The sequence below is a fragment of the Micromonospora sp. WMMA1947 genome, from assembly GCF_027497355.1.
GTDB lineage: Bacteria > Actinomycetota > Actinomycetes > Mycobacteriales > Micromonosporaceae > Micromonospora.
The window spans coordinates 2245555-2263723 of the sequence record NZ_CP114909.1 but is presented as its reverse complement, the minus strand read 5'-3'; the positions used below and the strand labels follow the sequence as shown (position 1 = coordinate 2263723).

The window sequence follows — 18169 nt, the reverse complement described above, 5'->3', positions numbered from 1 at the left end:
TCGCTTGGTCCTCCCGCGCCGGTGTCGCCAGGCTGGGACGATGCCCGATCGCGTCGCCGTCCTCTCCGACATCCACGGTGTGCTGCCCGCGCTGGAAGCGGTCCTGGCCGAGCCGGACGTGGCCGCCGCCGACCTGATCGTCCTCACCGGTGACCTGGCGGCCGGTCCGCAGCCGGTCGAGGTGCTGGACCGGCTGGCCGCGCTCGGTGACCGGGCCTGCTGGGTCGGCGGGAACGCCGACCGGGAGCTGGTGCAGGCGCGGGCCGGCAGGCCGTCGGCGATCGAGGTCTCCAACTGGGCCGCGGGGCAGCTCCGCGACGACCAGGTGGCCCGGCTGGCCGCGCTGCCGCCGTCCGTCACGCTGCCGGTCACCGGCCTGGGCGACGTGCTGTTCTGCCACGCCACCCCGCGCGACGACGAGGAGGTCGTGCTCGTCGACTCGCGGCTCGACCGCTGGGCCGAGGTCTTCGCCGGCCTGTCGGCCGAGGTGGGCACGGTGGTCTGCGGGCACACGCACATGCCGTTCACCCGGCTGGCCGACCGTCGCCTGGTGGTGAACCCGGGCAGCGTCGGCATGCCGTACGGGGGCGCGGGCGCCTGGTGGGCGCTGCTCGGCCCGGGCGTGCAGTTGCGCCGGACGCGCTTCGACGTGGACGCCGCCTGCGCCCGGATCGCCGCCGAGTCCACGTTCCCGGATGCGGCGGCCTGGGCCGACGAGTACGTCCGCTCCCGTCACTCCGACGCCGACGCGCTCACGGTCTTCGCGCCGCGCGACGGCCGCTGAGGCGTTAATAGGGGGCCCTTCCCCTACCGCAGGCGTTAACAAGGGCCCCCTCCTTTCAAAAAAGTCAGGCTTGACTGTTTGTTTTGGGCGGGGCACGCTGTCTGCGTGTCGAGCCGGGTTCCGCAGCAGGAGCGCAGCCGTGCCACCCAGGCCCGGCTGCTGGAGGCGACTGTCGAGTGCCTGGTGGAGCACGGCTGGTCCGGCACCACGACGACTGTGGTGGCCGCCCGCGCCGGCGTCTCCCGGGGCGCCCAGCTGCACCACTACCCCACCCGGGCCGCGCTGGTGACCGCCGCCGTCACCCACCTGACCGAGCGCCGGGCGGCCGAGCTGCGCGCCGAGGCGGCGCACCTGCCGGTCGGCTCGAAGCGGCTCGACGGGGTGGTCGACCTGCTCGCCGCCTCGTTCACCGGCCCGCTGTTCGTGGCCGCGCTGGAGCTGTGGGTGGCCGCCCGTACCGACGCCGAGCTGCGGGCCGCGCTGGTGCCGCTGGAGGCGCGGATCGGTCGCGAGATGCACCGGCTCACCGTCGAACTGCTCGGTGTGGACGAGCGCAAGCCAGGCGTACGCGAGTCGGTGCAGGCCACGCTCGACCTGCTGCGCGGCCTCGGCGTGGCCAACCTGCTCAGCGACGACTCGCCGCGCCGCGCCGCCCTGCTGCACACCTGGAAACGCCAGCTCGCCGCGCTGCTCACCCCCGAGAGCGAGCGGCACTGATCCCCTGCCCACCCCCGCCCGGAGGCACAATGGTCGACCTGACAGCCCTGCTCGCGGATCTGGCCGCCGAGTCCGAACAGCTCGACGCGCTCGTCGCGGACCTGCCGCCGGAAGGATGGGAGCGGCCGACGCCAGCCCCGGGCTGGACCGTCGCACACCAGATCGCGCACCTGGCCTGGACCGACCACGTCGCGTACCTGGCGGCCACCGACGAGTCCGCGTTCTTCGCCTCGGTGATGGCCGCGCCGGACCCGTCGCGCCTGGTCGAGGACGGTGCCGAGTCCTTCCTCGCGCCCCCGGCCGCGCTGCTGGCCCGCTGGCGTTCCGGCCGGTCGGCGCTCGCCGGAGCGGTCGCCGCCGTCCCGGCCGGGCAGAAGATCCCCTGGTACGGCACCAGCATGTCGCCGACGTCGATGGTGACGGCCCGGCTCATGGAGACGTGGGCGCACGGCGAGGACGTAGCAGACGCGCTCGGCGTCAGCCGTGCCCCGACGCAGCGCCTGCGGCACATCGCGCACCTCGGCTTCCGTACCCTCGGGCACGGCTTCGCCGCCCACGGCCGCGAGGTGCCCACGGTGCCGGTGCGGGTCGAGCTGACCGCGCCCACGGGCGGTGACGTGTGGGAGTTCGGGCCGGCGGAGGCGGCCGACCGGGTGACCGGCCCGGCGCTCGACTTCTGCCTGCTCGTCACGCAGCGGCGGCACCGCGCGGACCTGGCCCTGACCGCCACCGGACCGGTGGCCGACGAGTGGCTGGACGTGGCCCAGGCGTTCGCCGGCCCGCCCGGCGACGGGCGGGAACCCGCCGCGAGCGGAGTTCCCTCATGAGCGTGCTGCGGATCGGGAACGCGTCGGGCTTCTACGGCGACCGCTTCGCCGCCTGGCGGGAGATGCTCGACGGCGGCGAGCTGGACGTGCTGACCGGTGACTACCTGGCCGAGCTGACCATGCTCATCCTCGGCCGGGACCGGATGCGCGACCCGTCGCTGGGCTACGCGAAAACCTTCCTGCGCCAGGCGGAGGGCGTGCTCGGCACCGCGCTGGAACGCGGCGTCACGCTCGTCACCAACGCGGGCGGCCTCAACCCGGCCGGGCTGGCCGACGCGATCCGGTCGCTCGGCGACCGGCTCGGCCTCCAGGTCCGGGTCGGGTACGTCGAGGGCGACGCGATCCAGCGGCCGGACGCGCTGACCGCGAACGCGTACCTGGGTGCGTTCGGCATCGCGGCCTGCCTCGACGCGGGCGCGGACGTGGTGGTCACCGGGCGGGTCACCGACGCCTCGCTGGCGGTCGGCCCGGCCATCGCCCGCTTCGGGTGGACCCGCGACGACCTCGACGCGCTGGCCGGCGCGACGGTGGCCGGTCACCTGATCGAGTGCGGCGCGCAGGTCACCGGCGGCAACTTCAGCTTCTTCACCGAACTGCCGGACGGCGGGCACCGCCCCGGCTTCCCGATCGCCGAGCTGCACCCGGACGGCTCGTCGGTGCTCACCAAGCACCCCGGCACCGGCGGCGCGGTCACCGTGGAGACGGTCACCGCCCAGCTGCTGTACGAGGTGGGCGGGCCGGACTACCTCGGGCCGGACGTGGTGACCCGGCTGGACACGGTGCGGCTGGAGCAGGAGGGCCCGGACCGGGTACGCGTCTCCGGGGTACGCGGCACGCCGCCGCCGGACACGCTCAAGGTGGGCGTCAACAACCTGGGCGGCTTCCGCAACTCGATGACGTTCGTGCTGTGCGGGCTGGACATCCCGGCCAAGGCGGCACTGGTCCGCGCCCAGATCGAGGAGTCGGTCGGCACGGAAGGGCTGGAGTTCACGCTGGCTCGTACCGACCACCCGGACACCGGCGACACCGAGGCGGCGAGCGCGCTGCTGCACGTACACCTGCGCGACGGCGACAAGTCGCGGGCCGGGCGGGCGTTCTCGGCGGCGGCGGTGGAGCTGGCGCTGGCCTCGTACCCGGGTTGCACGCTCACCACGCTGCCCGGCGACGCGACGCCGTACGGGGTGTTCACCGCCGACACGATCGCGCAGGACGCGGTCGAGCACGTCGCGGTGCTGCCGTCCGGCGAGCGGGTGCCGATCCCTCCGCCGACGGTGACGGGCGGTTTGCAGGGGGCCCCGGTACAACACGAGGCGTTAACAGGGGGCCCTTCCTTACCCGCAACCCGGCGGGGGCCGCTCGGCGAGCTGGTCGGCGCGCGGTCCGGCGACAAGGGCGGCGACGCCAACCTGGGCGTCTGGGCGCGCACCGACGCGACCTGGCCGTGGCTGCGCGACTGGCTGACGGTGGAGCGGCTGGCCGAGCTGCTGCCGGAGACGGCGGCGCTCACCGTCGAGCGGTACGAGCTGCCGAACCTGCGCGCCGTCAACTTCGTGATCCGAGGGCTGCTCGGGCAGGGCGTGGCCGCGTCCACCCGGTTCGACCCCCAGGCCAAGGCGCTCGGCGAGTTGCTGCGCTCCCGGGTGGTCGACCTACCGACGGAGGCACGCGCATGACCATCGTGGACACGCCGGAACGCCGGCAACTGCGCGAGCTGACCCGCTCGTTCGTCACCCGGGAGGTGCTGCCGCACCTGTCCGACTGGGAGCGGGCGGGTGAGGTTCCCCGGTCGCTGCACGAGACCGCCGCGAAGATCGGCCTGCTCGGCATCGGCTTCCCGGAGTCGGTCGGCGGCAGCGGTGGTGACCTGCTCGACTCGATGGTGGTCACCGAGGAGATCATCCGCTCGGGTGGGTCGTCCGGGCTGGTCGCCGCGTTGTTCACGCACGGGATCGCGCTGCCGCACATGGTCGAGACCCAGGACGAAGGGCTGATCGACAAGTACGTCCGGCCCGCGCTGGCCGGGACGATGATCGGCGCCCTGGCGATCACCGAACCGGACGGCGGCTCGGACGTGGCGGGCATCCGCACGTGCGCGGTCCGCGACGGCGACCACTACGTCGTCAACGGCGCCAAGACGTACATCACCAGCGGGGTCCGCGCCGACTTCGTCACCACAGCGGTCTGCACCGACTTCCCCGGCTCGGGCTCGGTGAGCCTGCTGGTGATCGACAAGGGCACGCCCGGATTCACGGTGGGCCGGCGGTTGGAGAAGCTGGGCTGGCACTGCTCCGACACGGCCGAGCTGTCCTTCGTCGACGTGCGCGTGCCGGTGACGAACCGGGTCGGCCCGGAGGACACCGGATTCCTCGCCATCATGCAGCAGTTCGCCAACGAGCGGCTGTCGCTCGCCACCCAGGCGTACGCGACCGCGCAGCGCTGCGTGGACCTGTCGGTGCAGTGGTGCCGGGACCGCTCCACGTTCGGCCGTCCGCTCGTCGGGCGCCAGGTCGTCCGGCACAAGCTGGCCGAGATGCACAGCCGCACCGACGCGGCCCGGGCGTACGTGCACGACGTCGCCGAGCGGGTGGCCGCCGGGCAGCCGGTGGTGACCGAGGTGGCGATGGCGAAGAACGTCGCGGTGGCCACCTGCGACTGGGTGGTCGACGCGGCGCTGCAACTGCACGGCGGCTTCGGCTACATGCGCGACGCCGAGGTGGAGCGGCACTACCGGGACGCCCGTCTGCTCGGCATCGGCGGCGGCACCACCGAGATCATGAACGAGATCATCGCGAAGGGCATGGGCCTATGAGCACGACTGTCCTGCAGAGCACCATCGACCCGTCCGCGCCCGCCTTCATCGCGAACCGGGAGGCGCTGCTGGAACGCCTGGCCGAGCTGGAGGAGGCGCTCGACCAGGCCCGGGGCGGTGGCGGCGAGAAGTACGTGACCCGCCACCACGGTCGCGGCAAGCTGCTCCCCCGGGAGCGGATCGAGCTGCTGCTCGACCCGGACAGCCCGTTCCTGGAGTTGTCGTCGGTGGCCGCGTACGGCACCGACTTCCCGGTCGGCGCCAGCACCGTGACCGGCATCGGCGTGGTCGAGGGCGTCGAGTGCCTGATCGTGGCGAACGACCCGACGGTACGTGGCGGCGCGATCAACCCGTGGTCGCTGGCGAAGACCCGGCGGGCCGGTGAGATCGCGGCGGCCAACCGGCTGCCGATGGTGAACCTGGTCGAGTCGGCCGGCGCGGACCTGCCCACCCAGGCGGAGATCTTCATCCCCGGCGGCCGGGTGTTCCGTGACCTGACCCGGCTGTCCGCGCAGCGGATCCCGACCGTGAGCGTGGTCTTCGGCAACGCCACCGCCGGTGGCGCGTACGTGCCGGGCATGTCGGACTTCACCATCATGATCCGGGACCGGTCGCAGGTCTACCTGGCCGGGCCGCCGCTGGTGAAGATGGCCACCGGCGAGGTCACCGACGACGAGTCGCTCGGCGGCGCGGCGATGCACGCCACCACGTCCGGCCTGGCCGACTTCCTCGCCGAGGACGAACGCGACGGCATCCGGCTGGCCCGGCAGTGCGTCCGCCGGCTCAACTGGCGCAAGCACGGCCCGGCGCCGCGCAACCCGCACCCGCTGCCACCCCGGTACGACCCGGAGGAGCTGCTCGGCATCGCCAGCGCCGACCTGAAGGTGCCGTTCGACCCGCGCGAGGTGCTGGCCCGGGTGCTCGACGACAGCGCGTTCGACGAGTTCAAGCCCGGCTACGGCACCGCGCTGGTGACCGGCTGGGGTGAGCTGCACGGCTACCCGGTCGGCGTGCTGGCGAACGCCCGGGGCGTGCTGTTCAGCGAGGAGGCGCAGAAGGCGGCCCAGTTCATCCAGCTCGCCAACGCGGCGGACACACCGCTGGTCTTCCTGCAGAACACCACCGGCTACATGGTCGGCACCGAGTACGAGCAGCGCGGCATCATCAAGCACGGCGCCTTCATGATCAACGCGGTGTCGAACTCGAAGGTGCCGCACCTGACCGTCAATCTGGGCGCCTCCTACGGCGCCGGCAACTACGGCATGTGCGGCCGGGCGTACGAGCCCCGGTTCCTGTTCACCTGGCCGAACGCGAAGTCGGCGGTGATGGGCCCGGCGCAGCTCGCCGGGGTGCTGTCCATCGTGGCCCGGCAGGCCGCCGCCGCGCGGGGACGCGAGTACGACGAGGACACCGACGCCGCCATGCGGATGATGGTCGAGCAGCAGATCGAGTCGCAGTCCGGAGCGCTGTTCCTGTCCGGGCGGCTCTACGACGACGGGGTGATCGACCCCCGGGACACCCGTACCGTCCTCGGGCTGTGCCTGTCGGCGATCCACAACGGACCGGTGAAGGGCGCCGACGGTTTCGGCGTCTTCCGGATGTAGGGGGCGTGCTCAAAATGATCACCAAGCTTCTGGTTGCGAACCGGGGCGAAATCGCCCGCCGGGTCTTCGCCACCTGCCGCACCCTCGGCGTGGCCACCGTCGCCGTGCACTCCGACGCGGACGCCGACGCGCCGTTCGTCGCCGACGCCGACCAGGCCGTACGGCTGCCGGGTAACACGCCGGCCGAGACGTACCTGCGCATCGGCGCCGTCCTGGACGCGGCCCGGCGTTCCGGCGCCGACGCCGTCCACCCCGGTTACGGGTTCCTGGCCGAGAACGCGGAGTTCGCGGCGGCGGTGACCGACGCGGGCCTGACCTGGGTCGGTCCGTCGGCCAAGGCGATCGCCGCGATGGGCGACAAGATGGCCGCCAAGGCGCTGCTCGCCGACGCGGGCGTGCCGATGCTGCCCACCTGGACCGACCCGGCCGAGGTGACCGCCTTCCCGGTGCTGGTCAAGGCCTCGGCGGGCGGCGGCGGCCGGGGCATGCGGATCGTCCGCGACGCCGACGGGCTGGCCGAGGCCGTCGCTGGCGCGCGCCGCGAGGCGGCGGCGGCGTTCGGCGACGGCACCGTCTTCATCGAGCGGTACGTGGAACGCGGCCGCCACGTCGAGGTGCAGATCTTCGGCGACACCCACGGCACGGTCGTGGCGCTCGGAGTACGCGACTGCTCGATCCAGCGCCGGCACCAGAAGATCGTCGAGGAGGCACCCGGTGTGCTGCCCGACGACGTGCGCGCGGCGCTGCACGAGGCGGCGGTGGCGGCCGGTCGGGCTGTCGACTACGTCGGCGCGGGCACCGTGGAGTTCCTGCTCGCGCCGGACGGTCAGGTGCACTTCCTGGAGATGAACACCCGCCTCCAGGTGGAGCACCCGGTCACCGAGCTGACCACCGGGCTGGACCTGGTGCGGCTGCAACTGCTCGTCGCCGAGGGCGAGCCGCTGCCGGTCACCTCCACGCCGCCGGCCGACGGCCACGCCATCGAGGTACGGCTGTGCGCCGAGGACCCGGCCCAGGGTTTCCGTCCGGCCACCGGCACGCTGCACCGGTTCGCGATCCCCGGGGTCGCCGCCGAGTTCGGTCCGGCCCGTGGTCTGCGCCTGGACTCGGGCGTGGTGGACGGCTCGACGGTGAGCGTGCACTACGACTCGATGCTGGCGAAGCTCGTCGCCTGGGCGCCCACCCGCACCGAGGCGGCCCGCGCCCTGGCCGGCGCGCTGGCCCGCGCCGAACTGCACGGTGTGGCCACCAACCGGGACCTGCTGGTCCGCGTACTGCGCAGCCCGGAGTTCGCCGCCGTGGACGTGGACACCGGCTTCCTGGACCGGCACCCGGAGGTGTTCGAGCCGCTGCTGCCGGCCGAGCAGCTTCCGGTGGCGGCACTGGCCGCCGCGCTGGCCGGTGCCGCCGCGCGCCGGGCCGCCGCCCCGGTGCTGGCCGGGCTGCCGTCGGGCTGGCGCAACGTGCCGTCCGTCCCGCAGGTCACCCGCTTCACCGGCCCGGGTGACGAGGAGATCGAGGTCCAGTACCGCCTGGACCGCACCGGCGCCCTCGCCGAGTGGGGAAGGAAGGGCCCCCTCTTAACGGATTCGGTAGAGGAAGGGCCCCCTGTTAACAGCGCCCTGCCGGTGGTCGAGCTCGTGACTGCCACCCCGGACCGGGTGGTGCTCGACGTCGACGGGGTACGGCGGGCCTTCCGCGTACACCGGGCGGGGTCGTCGGTCTTCGTGGACGGCCCGGACGGGGCGGCGAGCCTCACCGAGCTGCCCCGCCTGCCCCTGCCCACCGCGGAGCTGGCGGCCGGGTCGCTGCTCGCGCCGCTGCCCGGCGCGGTGACCCGGGTGCACGTCGAGGTCGGTCAGCGGGTCGCCGCCGGTGACCTGCTGCTGACGCTGGAAGCGATGAAGCTCGAACATCCCGTGCTCGCCCCCGCCGACGGCGTGGTGACGGAACTGCCGGTTCCGGCAGGCGGCCAGGTCGAGACGGGTGCCGTACTTGCCGTGGTGGACCCCGAGGAGGACCCGCAGTGAACTTCGACCTGACCCCCGAGCAGGACCAGCTCCGCGACGCCGTCCGGGCGTTGGGCCGCAAGTACGGCCACTCCTACTTCGTCGAGAAGGCCAAGTCCGGCGGGCACACCGACGAGCTGTGGCACGAGGCCGGCCGGCTGGGCTACCTGGGCGTGAACATCCCCACCGAGTACGGCGGCGGGGGCGGCGGCATCACCGAGCTGGCGCTGGTGTGCGAGGAACTGGCCGCGACGGGCTGCCCGCTGCTGCTCCTGGTGGTCTCCCCCGCCATCGCCGCCACGATCATCCACAAGCACGGTACGGAGGAGCAGCGCAAGAAGCACCTCCCCGGCCTCGCCGACGGCTCCCAGAAGATCGTCTTCGCGATCACCGAGCCGGATGCCGGCTCGAACTTCCACCGCCTCGCCACGGTGGCCCGCCGCGACGGCGACGACTGGCTGCTCAGCGGCCGGAAGATCTACATCTCCGGGGTGGACGAGGCCGGGCACGTGCTCGTGGTCGCTCGTACCGAGGACGCGTCCACCGGGAAGTTGAAGCCGGCGCTGTTCATCGTGCCGACCGACGCGCCCGGCCTGGAGAAGTCCAAGCTGGACATGGAGATCCTGTCGCCGGAGAACCAGTTCCTGCTCTTCCTCGACGACGTCCGGCTGCCCGCCGACGCGCTCGTCGGCGAGTCGCTCGACGCCGGGCTGCCCGCGCTGTTCGCCGGGCTCAACCCGGAGCGCATCACGGTGGCCGCGATGGGCGCCGGCACCGGCCGGTACGCGATCGAGAGGGCCAGCGACTACACGTCCACCCGCAAGGTGTGGGGCGGGCGCTCGATCGGCTCGCACCAGGGGGTGTCGCACCCGCTGGCGCACGCGGCAGTGCAGGTCGAGCTGGCCCGGCTGATGATCCACAAGGCGGCGACGCTCTACGACGCGGGCCGCGACCTGGAGGCCGGCATCTCCGGCAACATGGCCAAGTACGCGGCCGGCGAGGCCGCCGCGCTCGCCGTCGACACGGCCGTCCAGGCGCTCGGCGGGGCCGGCATGACCACCGAGTACGGCGTGTCGACGCTGCTCGGCGCGGTACGCGCCGGACGGATCGCCCCGGTCAGCCGGGAGATGATCCTCAACTTCGTCGCTCAGCACGTCCTCGGCCAGGACAAGTCCTACTGACGAACGGCTGCGGTGGGTGGAACGTCATAGGTGTCGATGTTCCACCCACCCTCGCCCGCAGCTGCCGCCGGGGCAGTCGGTCATGGAGAAGCTCAACACCACCAGGTCGACGGTGCCGCCCTGGAGGGCGGGAATGCGGTCCTCGGTGGCCAGCGACACCCATTCGATCCGCTGGTCGCCCTCGAAGCCGAGCGACGCGGCGATGTAGCGGGCGATCTCGACGTCGAAGCCGACGTGCGCGCCGTTGCGCAGCTCACCCATCAGGGGCTCGGTGGTGGCGACCCCTATCTTGATCTTCGCCTGGCCGTCGATGTGCGACTCGCGCAGCTTGTCGAGCACCGACGGCAGTGGCGGCTCCCGGCGGTTGTCGCAGCCGGCCGCGGCGGCCAGCGTCAGGGTCAGCGCCACCGCCAGGGTGGTGGCGAGGGTACGGAAGCGGTGGCGGGCAGAAACCTCGGGCATCGGGCTACCTCGCTCACTACGCGGCGACTGAGCACCCAGGGTAGCGGCAGACACACAGTCGGCTATGACCCTTGCGGCGTCGCCATCGAGGCAGCCGGCAGGGATCGACGCTCACGGTCGCGGCCCCCAAATGTGGATCGATACGGCAAACGACCAGGCGTGGTCACGGTGCTTTCTCGACAGTGGAGCGTCGCTGACGGGAAGCCGTCTCATCCCGCCGGTTGACAGGTGGACGCGCTGGGCCATGCTTGTCGGGTGAGATCGTTCCCGAAGCCCGATGCGCGGGCGAAGGCCGTCGTCGCGTGCATGGCGACGGTGGCGGCGGTGGTGTCCCTCGCCGTGTGGCGTCCGCCCGGCATCCTGTCGGTCGTGCTGGCCCTGGTCTGCGTCCTGCTCGCCATGATCACCGGAGTGACGATCACCGCCGCCCGCCAGCCCGGCGCCACCGGCGGATCCGCCCCGCAGACCGACAACTGGCCGGTCGTCCCCCACCAGGGGTACGGCGTGGACGCCGACACGCTGGAGGCGATCGACCCGCGTGCGGTGCGGAACCTGCGCACCCCGGCGGGCCAGCCGATCGACGCGGACACGCTGGAGACGCTCGACCCCCGGGTCGTACGCGGCATGCGGGCGACCACAGCGGTGGACGCCGACACGCTGGAGACGCTCGACCCGCGGTCGGTCCGGCAGAGCCGGACCGTGAACGGGCTCAGCGACCGGTGAGCGTCGGACCGGCCAGCGCGTTCACGCCACGGCCGGCCAGACAGCGGTAGGTGCGGTCCGCCTCGGCCTCCGGCGGCAACACCTCCAGGTTCCACCCGGTCGCCGACTTGCCCCTGCTGACCAGCCGGAACGTGTCGACGTTGCAGACCCGCGCGACGGCCGGGTCGGCCGCCACCGTCTCGTGCCGGGCACCGGCGAGACCGTCCGGCAGGTCACCGGCGGCGTAGGTCTCCCAGGTGTGCTGGCCGTCGCACGGCACCCGGCTCGCCTCGGCCCGGTCGCGGCGCAGCCGTACCGGACCGAAGCACTCCAGCTCCGTCGCGCAGCGGGCCCCGGCGGGCAGCCGCACGTCGGCTGACGCGCAGCCGGGCACCGGCGCCACCCCGGCCACGCCGCTGGGCGTCGGCGTCGGCGCGGCGGCCGGCGCGTGCCCGGCGGCCACCCAGCCGCCGCCGGCCGAGGCGGCGAGCGCGAGCACGCCGGCGCCACCGAGGAACCAACGCCTGGGCCAGCGCCGGCCACGCGAGGCCACCGTCGGGTGGTCGTCGTCGGCGGGCGGTCGCGGGTTCGGCCCGCCGGTGCGGTGGAACCGGTCGCTGCCGGCACCGTCGTACGGCCCGCCGGTCGCCGGGGCGCCGTCCAGCGGCAGCGAGGCGAGCAGGCCGCGCAGCTCGACCGCGGAGGGCCGCGCGCCCGGGTCGTTCGACATACCCAACCGGAGTACGTCGATCAGCTCACCGGGCACGCCGGGCAGGCCCGGGATCGGCTGCTGGAACATCTCCAGCACGGTGACCAGGCTCGGGTTGCGCTCGGACTGCCAGCGCGGCGGGCGGCCGTACGTCACCGCGTAGAGGGTGGCGCACAGCGAGTAGACGTCGACGGCGGGCGTGGGCGGGCTGTGGTTGAACGTCTCCGGCGGCGCGTACGCCGGGGTGAGCGCCTCCAGCATGACCGAGGAGTCGCGGAACTCGGCGAGCACCGCCAGGCCGAAGTCGGCCAGGACCGCCGAGTTGAACTCCGAGTGCAGGATGTTCGCCGGCTTGACATCGCGGTGCAGGACGCCTGCCGCATGCGAGTGGGCCAGCGCGTCGGCGATCTTCACGCCGAGGTCGCGGGTCTCGGCCGCGCCCAGCGGCGAGGTGCGCATCCGCTCGGCGTACGAGCCGTCGCACAGTTCCATGATGAGGTAGGGGTGCTGGTCGACGGTGACCCCGACGTCGAACAGGTCCACCACGTGCGGGTGCGACGACATCCGCCCGGCGGCACGGGCCTCACGCAGGAAGCGGGCCTGGTCGCGCTCACTGTCGAGCGTACGGTTCTCGATCTTGACCGCGACCTCGCGTCCCACCGAGATCTGCGTGGCCCGGTAGATGGTGGCGTAGCCGCCCCGGGCGAACACCTGCAGATCGGTCAGACCGGGCACGATGGGCAGCCGCAGGGCGCCGGGCGGGATCTCGGTCACGACTCGAAAATACCCAACGATCCGGACCCGTCAGCGCGCCGCGTCAGCGGCCGGCACCGGTTCCGGGGCGGAGTCGTCAGTGGCGACCCCCGCCCGGCGGGCGTCCCACCACAGGCCGACGGCCGTCGCAACAGCGCCCAGCCCTTCCCACGCGGCGACCGCGAAGAAGCGGTCCGGCGCGACGTCGGAGAGCACCGCGATGGTGAACACCGTGAAGGTGACCAGGCGGAACCAGACGGTGAACCGGTAGAACGGCCGCCACTCGGTGGCGACGGCGAGCAGGTAGTAGACCCCCATGTTGAACGAGGCCATCGAGGACGCGGTGAGGAACGTGCCGGTGTAGTCGCCCGGAGCGCGCTCGGCCGGCACCTCGAAGCCGAGCAGGCGCAGCTGCGTCTCCGGCCAGATCAGACCGAGCGCGCCGAGCAGCAGCGCGAGGAGCCCGAAGACCGCGATCGTCCAGCCGGCGCCCGAGCGCGGCAGCCTCATCGTCCCTCCCCAGCGTGGTCCGCCGGTCACGCAGGCGCGCACCGGGAGACGACAGTCGACCCACGACTGTCGCCGCACCACGCTAACCGGCTCCACCGACTAACACATCCCCGGAACCGGCAGAACAAGCGGCGATCAGCCGCCGGAGAGGCGCACCCGCAACGCGTCCGCGACGATCCGCTCACTGCGCTGCTCGGTGGCGTACGCGAGGCGTACCGCCTCCTCCGCGTGCGTCAGCGCCTCGGCCCGGCGCCCGCACGCGTCGAGCGCCTCGGCCAGCACCAGCAGCGCCACCACCTGGCTGCGTACGTCCTCAGCCGGCGCGGTGATCGACCGCTGCGCCCAGTCGAGCGCCTGCTCGCGCTGGCCGTGGGCGAGCAGCGCGGCCGCGTACCGGGCCATCGTCTGCCGCCGGGAGAACAGCAGCGAGGGCGCGTTCGCCGCGCCGGTCGCCACCGGGGCGAGCAGCCCCACGGCGGTGCCCGGGTCACCGGCGGCGAGACGGGCCATGGCGAGCAGCACCCGCGGCGCGACCTGGGCCGGCGCCTGCGGGTTGTGCGGCTCGACCCGGGTCAGCACCGACCGTGCCTCCCGCTCGGCGGTCTCGTGGTCGCCCATGTCCAGCGCCACGAATCCGCGCAGCGTGCCGGCCATGCCGGTGAGCAGCGGGTGGGTGGTCCGGTCGGCGTATTCGAGCGCCTCGGTGAACAGGTCGGCCGCGTGTTCCGGCTCGCCCAGCCCGCGCGCCACCACCCCGCGCACCACGAGCGCGAAGCCCTGCCCCCAGTCGTCGCCCACCTCGGCGAAGTCCCGGTACGCGCGCCGCGCGGCCCGGTCCGCCTCGGCCAGGTCGCCCAGCTCGGCGGTGGCGTACGCCTCGACCGCGCGCAGTGTCCCCACCGCCCACGCCTCGCCGACCCGCTCCCCGAACGGCAGGAACACCCGGGCCATCCGGCACGCCTCGCGCAGCCGACCGGCCAGCAGCCGGGCGAACGCGGTGGTGCCGCGCAGCCAGGCCCGCCCGTACGGGTCCTTCAGCTCGGCGAACAGCCGGGCGGCCCGGCCGAGCACCGCGTCGGTCCCGGCGAAGTCACCCCGGGTGGTGGTCACCCAGGCCAGGTTCTGCAACGACCACGCCTGCCCGCGCGGATCCCGGGCGGCGAGACTGACCTGATAGGACGCGGCCAGCCGGCTGCTCGCCTGCCCGAGCCGGCCGGCGATGAAGTCGGCCATGCCGAGCCGCCGCATCGCCGAGGCCCGCAGCGTGGGCAGGTCGGCGTCGGTGGCCACCTGCAACGCCTCCTGCCAGTTGCACTCGGCCCGCTCGCCGTCACCGAGTGTCTGCTGGGCCTGCCCGGCGAGCAGCAGTGCGGCGGTCCGGGTGGCCGGGTCGCCGGTGTTCGCGGCGATCTTCTCGGCGAACGCCAGCGCGTCGGCCGGGCGGCCGATCTGGAGCAGCGCCCGCGCGTGCACCACCCGGTCGGCCGGTGGCACCCCGTCGCGGGCCAGCTCGGCCGCGCGTTCGGCGTACTCGACCGCCAGCGCCGGCTCCCCCGACCGCAGCGACCGGCGGGCGGCCCGGCCCAGCGCGGCCACGCCCAGCGGGGTGACCGCCCGGGCCGGCGCGTCCGGGCGCAGCTTGACCGCGTCGGCGAGCGCGGTGGCCCGCTCCACGTGCTCGGCGACGAAGTCGTCCCGGGCGGCCTCGGTGAACGCGCCACCCGGCGCGCCGCCGGTGTCGTCGACGCTCTCCGGCGCGGCCCAGCGGGCCAGTGCCGCGTGCCGCTCGGCCAGCTCGGCCTTGCTCACCCCGGCGTACGCGGCCTCCCGCATCAGCGGGGTGGCGAAGGCGAACCCGCTGCGGGTGCGGTGCAGCATGCGCCGTTGCAGCAGTTCCTCCACCGCCCGGTCCAGCTCGACGGCGGCCACCGCGGCGGGCCGGCCGTCCTGTCCGACCCGCTGCTCCCGCAGCGCCTCCAGCGCACCGGCCGGCACGGTGTCGCCCACCACCGCGGCGTCACGCAGCGCCGAGCGGGCGTTGGGCGGCAGCGCGTCGATACGCGCCGCGAGCACCGCGGCCAGGTCCCGGGAGAGCAGCCGGCTGCCGAGCGAGCCGGGGGCGAGCCGCCAGCCGACATCGGCACCCCGGCCCGGGCCGGCGGTGAGCGCCCCGCGCTCCATCAGCAGCGTGACCAGCTCGGCCAGATAGAACGGGTTGCCCTGCGCGGTGGCGAGCAGCCGGTCCGCGTCGGCCTGGGGCATGCGGCCACCGGACAGGTAGCTGGTGAGCAGCCGGGACGCGTCCGCGCCGCGCAGCGGCGGCAGCGCGTGCACCTCGGCGTCCGCGACGCGGGTCAGCGCGCCGGCGGTCCGTACCAGCTCGGGGCGGCCGAGCAGCAGCACCAGCACCGGTCCGCTGAGCCGGTTGAGGGTCAGCGCCAGCGCCTTGAGCGTCTCGGCGGTGGCGTCGTGCAGGTCGTCCACCACGATCACCAGCGGCGCCTCGCCGGCGAGCGCGCTCAACAGGTCGGCCACGGCGGTCGGCACCGCCTCGTCGTCCGGCGGCGGCCCGGCCGCGTTCCACTCGCCGTTCTCGGTGGCGGGCGGGAGTTCGGCGTACCCGAGCAGGGCCAGGAGCTGGTCCACGGCGATCGGCGGCGGGTCGCCGGGCAGCCGGGACAGGCGCTGGCCGAGGCGGCGGAGCCGCTCCTCGACGGCCGGCCGGGTGACGGCGGTGGCCGCGTCGCCGGGCAGGCCGACGGCGGCCCGGACCAGGTCGGCCAGCGGGGCCAGCCGGCGGCGTTCACCGAACGCCGCGCAGCGCACCGACAGCACGCGGGCGCCGGTGTGCGCCGCGTACCGCCCGGCGCCGACGTCGTAGCCGGCCGCGAGGCGTTCCACCTCGGCCGCGAACCGGGACTTGCCGATCCCCGCCTCGGCGGTCATCAGCAGCACCCGGGGCTCACCCCTGTCGATCACCTCGGCGAGCCGGCCGGCCACCCGGCCGATCTCGGTCTCCCGGCCCACGAACGGCGCCTCGTCGCCGAGGCCGGACCGGGTGCCGGGCGCGTCGAGCAGGCCCAGCAGCTCGTACGCCTCGACCGGCTCACGCTTGCCCTTGAGCCGCAGCGGGCGCAGCGCCCGCCAGGAGGCGACGTGCCGCGTGGCGGCGGAGGTGCGCGCACCGGCGTAGACCGCGCCGACGGCGGCGGCGTCGGCCAGCCGGGCGGCGGTGTTCACCGTGTCGCCGATGACCGTGTACTCGATCGCCGCCTGGATGCCGGCGATCACGTCGCCGGTGTTGAGGCCGACGCGCAGGCCCAGCGGCGCGCCGCCGCCGCGCTCGTCGTCGAGCACCCGCCGCACCGCGCGCTGCATGGACAGCGCGGCGCGGACCGCCCGCTCGGCGTCGTCCTCGTGCGCCACGGGCGCGCCGAAGACCGCCATGATCCCGTCGCCGGTGAGCTTGTCGACATGCCCGCCGAACGTCTTGACCGCGCCCGCGAGGGCGGCGAGCACCCGGTCGGTGACCGCGCCGACCCGTTCCGGGTCCAGGTCCTCCGACCAGGAGGTGAAGTCGGACAGGTCGCCGAAGAGCACAGTCACCACGCGGCGCTCGGCGGCGGGCAGCGTGGCGGCAGCCGGCAGCGCCGCCCCGCAGTTGTGGCAGAACCGCGCCCCGGGCACGGCTACGGTTCCGCACACCGGGCAGGTCACGGCTGCTCCACTCCGAGGTGTTCGAGCTGGGCCCGGACCGACCACTCGGCGGCCCACCACAGCGACCTGTCGACGTCTGCGTAGACCACGGCGACCACCTCGGCGGCGGTGGTGGCGCCCGCGGCGACGGCGGCGCGCACCTGGTCCAGCCGGGCCCGCCGGTGGGCCAGGTAGAAGTCGGCCGCCACGCCGCAGTCGGCGAGCGCCGGGCCGTGGCCCGGCAGCGCCGGGATCCCCCGGTACGTGGAGAGCAGCTCCAGGCTCGACAGGTAGTCGCCGAGGTGCCCGTCCGGGTGGGCGACCACTGTGGTGCCCCGGCCGAGGATGGTGTCACCGGTCAGCACGACGCGCTCACCGCCGTGCGCGGCGACGAGGCAGACGGAGTCGGCGGTGTGCCCGGGGGTGGGCAGCAGCCGCAGGTCGAGCCCCACATCGAAGGTGGTGTGGGCGGTGAGCGGTGCTCCTCCGGCGGTGTGCGCCGGGTCGGCGGCGAGCACCGGTACGCCGTCGAGCAGCTCGCGCAGCCGGGGCGCGCCCTCGGTGTGGTCGGCGTGCCCGTGCGTGATCAGCACGCACCCGATGCTCCCCTGCGCCGCGATCGCGGCCAGGTGCCCCTCGTCGGCGGGCCCCGGGTCGACCACGACGGCGGGCGCGTCCGGGCCGGCCCGCAGCACCCACGTGTTCGTCCCGTCGAGCGTCATCGGTCCCGGGTTCGGCGCACGAAGCAACGTCACCCACGCCGGCAACTCGTCCGCAAGCGCCCCCGCGGCACCGGCCATACGCCCACCCATGGCTGCGATCGTACGACTCCGCCCGCCACTCCCCGCGATCTTGCAGTTCCGGCCCGAGCTTTGTCCCCGTCTGGGGCTTCTGCCGGGGCCGCAACCGCAAGATCGCGGGCTCAGCGGCGGGCGAGGGTCACGCGACCTCGACGATGACCTCTACCTCTACCGGGGCGTCCAGGGGAAGCTCCGCCACGCCTACGGCGCTGCGGGCGTGGCGGCCGGCCTCGCCGAACACGGCGCCGAACAGGTCGGAGGCACCGTTGATCACGCCGGGCTGGCCGGTGAAGCCGGGTGCGCTGGCCACGAAGCCGGTCAGCTTCACGACCTTGACCACGTTCTCCAACCCGACCAGCGCGTCGATCGCGGCGAGCGCGTTGAGCGCGCACCGCTGCGCCAGGTCCTTCGCCTGCTCGGCCGAGACGCCGTTGCCGACCTTCCCGGTGGCGAGCAGCTTGCCCTCGGCCATCGGCAGCTGGCCGGAGACGTAGACGTGCTGCCCGGACTGGACGGCCGGCACGTAGCTTGCCACCGGCGGCACCACCTCGGGCAGGTCGAGGCCGAGTTCGGCGAGCTTCGCGTGGGGTCCGTTGCTCATCCGGG

The 18169-nt window shown here is 74.1% G+C and carries 15 protein-coding genes; 9 read left to right on the top strand and 6 right to left on the bottom strand.

Going from position 1 to position 18169, the window contains the following annotated elements:
• The first annotated feature begins 40 nt into the window (after positions 1-40).
• From O7604_RS10925 to O7604_RS10890, 8 genes are all read left to right on the top strand, one after another.
• A complete protein-coding gene (locus tag O7604_RS10925) occupies positions 41-784 on the top strand; it encodes a metallophosphoesterase family protein (RefSeq protein WP_269703624.1) in 744 nt (247 codons plus the stop codon).
• 105 nt (positions 785-889) lie between these two features.
• Complete coding sequence (locus O7604_RS10920) at positions 890-1501, top strand: TetR/AcrR family transcriptional regulator (RefSeq protein WP_269703623.1); 612 nt, start codon at positions 890-892, stop codon at positions 1499-1501.
• A 29-nt stretch (positions 1502-1530) separates the two neighbouring features.
• On the top strand, positions 1531-2328 hold the full coding sequence (locus O7604_RS10915) for a TIGR03084 family metal-binding protein (RefSeq protein ID WP_281579557.1): 798 nt from the start codon (positions 1531-1533) through the stop codon (positions 2326-2328).
• Positions 2325-4001 (top strand): acyclic terpene utilization AtuA family protein, encoded by a 1677-nt coding sequence (locus tag O7604_RS10910; protein ID WP_281579556.1) that lies wholly within the window; start codon positions 2325-2327, stop codon positions 3999-4001. The genes O7604_RS10915 and O7604_RS10910 overlap by 4 nt, the downstream gene beginning before the upstream one ends.
• The gene (locus O7604_RS10905) at positions 3998-5137 is read left to right on the top strand and encodes an acyl-CoA dehydrogenase family protein (RefSeq protein WP_269703620.1); all 1140 of its coding nucleotides are present in this window, start codon (positions 3998-4000) and stop codon (positions 5135-5137) included. Before O7604_RS10910 ends, O7604_RS10905 begins: the two co-directional genes overlap by 4 nt.
• Complete coding sequence (locus O7604_RS10900) at positions 5134-6741, top strand: carboxyl transferase domain-containing protein (RefSeq protein WP_281579555.1); 1608 nt, start codon at positions 5134-5136, stop codon at positions 6739-6741. Before O7604_RS10905 ends, O7604_RS10900 begins: the two co-directional genes overlap by 4 nt.
• 14 nt (positions 6742-6755) lie before the next feature.
• Positions 6756-8771, top strand: a complete 2016-nt coding sequence (locus O7604_RS10895; protein WP_281579554.1) for a biotin carboxylase N-terminal domain-containing protein — start codon at positions 6756-6758, stop codon at positions 8769-8771.
• Positions 8768-9931: an acyl-CoA dehydrogenase gene (locus O7604_RS10890; RefSeq protein ID WP_269703617.1), complete on the top strand. Its 1164-nt coding sequence runs from the start codon at positions 8768-8770 to the stop codon at positions 9929-9931. Before O7604_RS10895 ends, O7604_RS10890 begins: the two co-directional genes overlap by 4 nt.
• 24 nt (positions 9932-9955) lie before the next feature.
• On the opposite strand, the gene O7604_RS10885 is transcribed toward O7604_RS10890, so the two are convergent.
• The gene (locus O7604_RS10885) at positions 9956-10393 is read right to left on the bottom strand and encodes a transporter substrate-binding domain-containing protein (protein ID WP_281579553.1); all 438 of its coding nucleotides are present in this window, start codon (positions 10391-10393) and stop codon (positions 9956-9958) included.
• 255 nt (positions 10394-10648) lie between these two features.
• Here O7604_RS10885 and O7604_RS10880 point away from each other — a divergent pair, with 255 nt between their 5' ends.
• Entirely contained in the window at positions 10649-11116 is a 468-nt protein-coding gene (locus O7604_RS10880; protein WP_269703614.1) for a hypothetical protein, read from the top strand.
• Here O7604_RS10880 and O7604_RS10875 read toward each other — a convergent pair.
• From O7604_RS10875 to O7604_RS10855, 5 genes are all read right to left on the bottom strand, one after another.
• Positions 11103-12578: a serine/threonine-protein kinase gene (locus tag O7604_RS10875; protein WP_281579552.1), complete on the bottom strand. Its 1476-nt coding sequence runs from the start codon at positions 12576-12578 to the stop codon at positions 11103-11105. The genes O7604_RS10880 and O7604_RS10875 overlap by 14 nt on opposite strands.
• Before the next feature lie 30 nt (positions 12579-12608).
• Positions 12609-13067 carry a hypothetical protein gene (locus tag O7604_RS10870; RefSeq protein ID WP_281579551.1) on the bottom strand — a complete coding sequence of 153 codons (459 nt, stop codon included), beginning with the start codon at positions 13065-13067 and terminating at the stop codon, positions 12609-12611.
• A 135-nt stretch (positions 13068-13202) separates the two neighbouring features.
• On the bottom strand, positions 13203-16784 hold the full coding sequence (locus O7604_RS10865) for an adenylate/guanylate cyclase domain-containing protein (protein ID WP_281579550.1): 3582 nt from the start codon (positions 16782-16784) through the stop codon (positions 13203-13205).
• Positions 16781-17563 carry an MBL fold metallo-hydrolase gene (locus O7604_RS10860; RefSeq protein WP_269706974.1) on the bottom strand — a complete coding sequence of 261 codons (783 nt, stop codon included), beginning with the start codon at positions 17561-17563 and terminating at the stop codon, positions 16781-16783. The genes O7604_RS10865 and O7604_RS10860 overlap by 4 nt, the downstream gene beginning before the upstream one ends.
• A 139-nt stretch (positions 17564-17702) precedes the next feature.
• On the bottom strand, positions 17703-18164 hold the full coding sequence (locus tag O7604_RS10855; RefSeq protein WP_269703609.1) for a RidA family protein: 462 nt from the start codon (positions 18162-18164) through the stop codon (positions 17703-17705).
• Between the last annotated feature and the right edge of the window lie 5 nt (positions 18165-18169).

Coding starts and splice junctions, on each gene's coding strand:
- O7604_RS10925 (WP_269703624.1), top strand. CDS start 41: ATGCCCGATCGCGTCGCCGTCCTCTCCGACATCCACGGTGTGCTGCCC.
- O7604_RS10915 (WP_281579557.1), top strand. CDS start 1,531: ATGGTCGACCTGACAGCCCTGCTCGCGGATCTGGCCGCCGAGTCCGAA.
- O7604_RS10910 (WP_281579556.1), top strand. CDS start 2,325: ATGAGCGTGCTGCGGATCGGGAACGCGTCGGGCTTCTACGGCGACCGC.
- O7604_RS10905 (WP_269703620.1), top strand. CDS start 3,998: ATGACCATCGTGGACACGCCGGAACGCCGGCAACTGCGCGAGCTGACC.
- O7604_RS10900 (WP_281579555.1), top strand. CDS start 5,134: ATGAGCACGACTGTCCTGCAGAGCACCATCGACCCGTCCGCGCCCGCC.
- O7604_RS10895 (WP_281579554.1), top strand. CDS start 6,756: ATGATCACCAAGCTTCTGGTTGCGAACCGGGGCGAAATCGCCCGCCGG.
- O7604_RS10885 (WP_281579553.1), bottom strand. CDS start 10,393: ATGCCCGAGGTTTCTGCCCGCCACCGCTTCCGTACCCTCGCCACCACC.
- O7604_RS10870 (WP_281579551.1), bottom strand. CDS start 13,067: ATGAGGCTGCCGCGCTCGGGCGCCGGCTGGACGATCGCGGTCTTCGGG.
- O7604_RS10860 (WP_269706974.1), bottom strand. CDS start 17,563: ATGGCCGGTGCCGCGGGGGCGCTTGCGGACGAGTTGCCGGCGTGGGTG.
- O7604_RS10855 (WP_269703609.1), bottom strand. CDS start 18,164: ATGAGCAACGGACCCCACGCGAAGCTCGCCGAACTCGGCCTCGACCTG.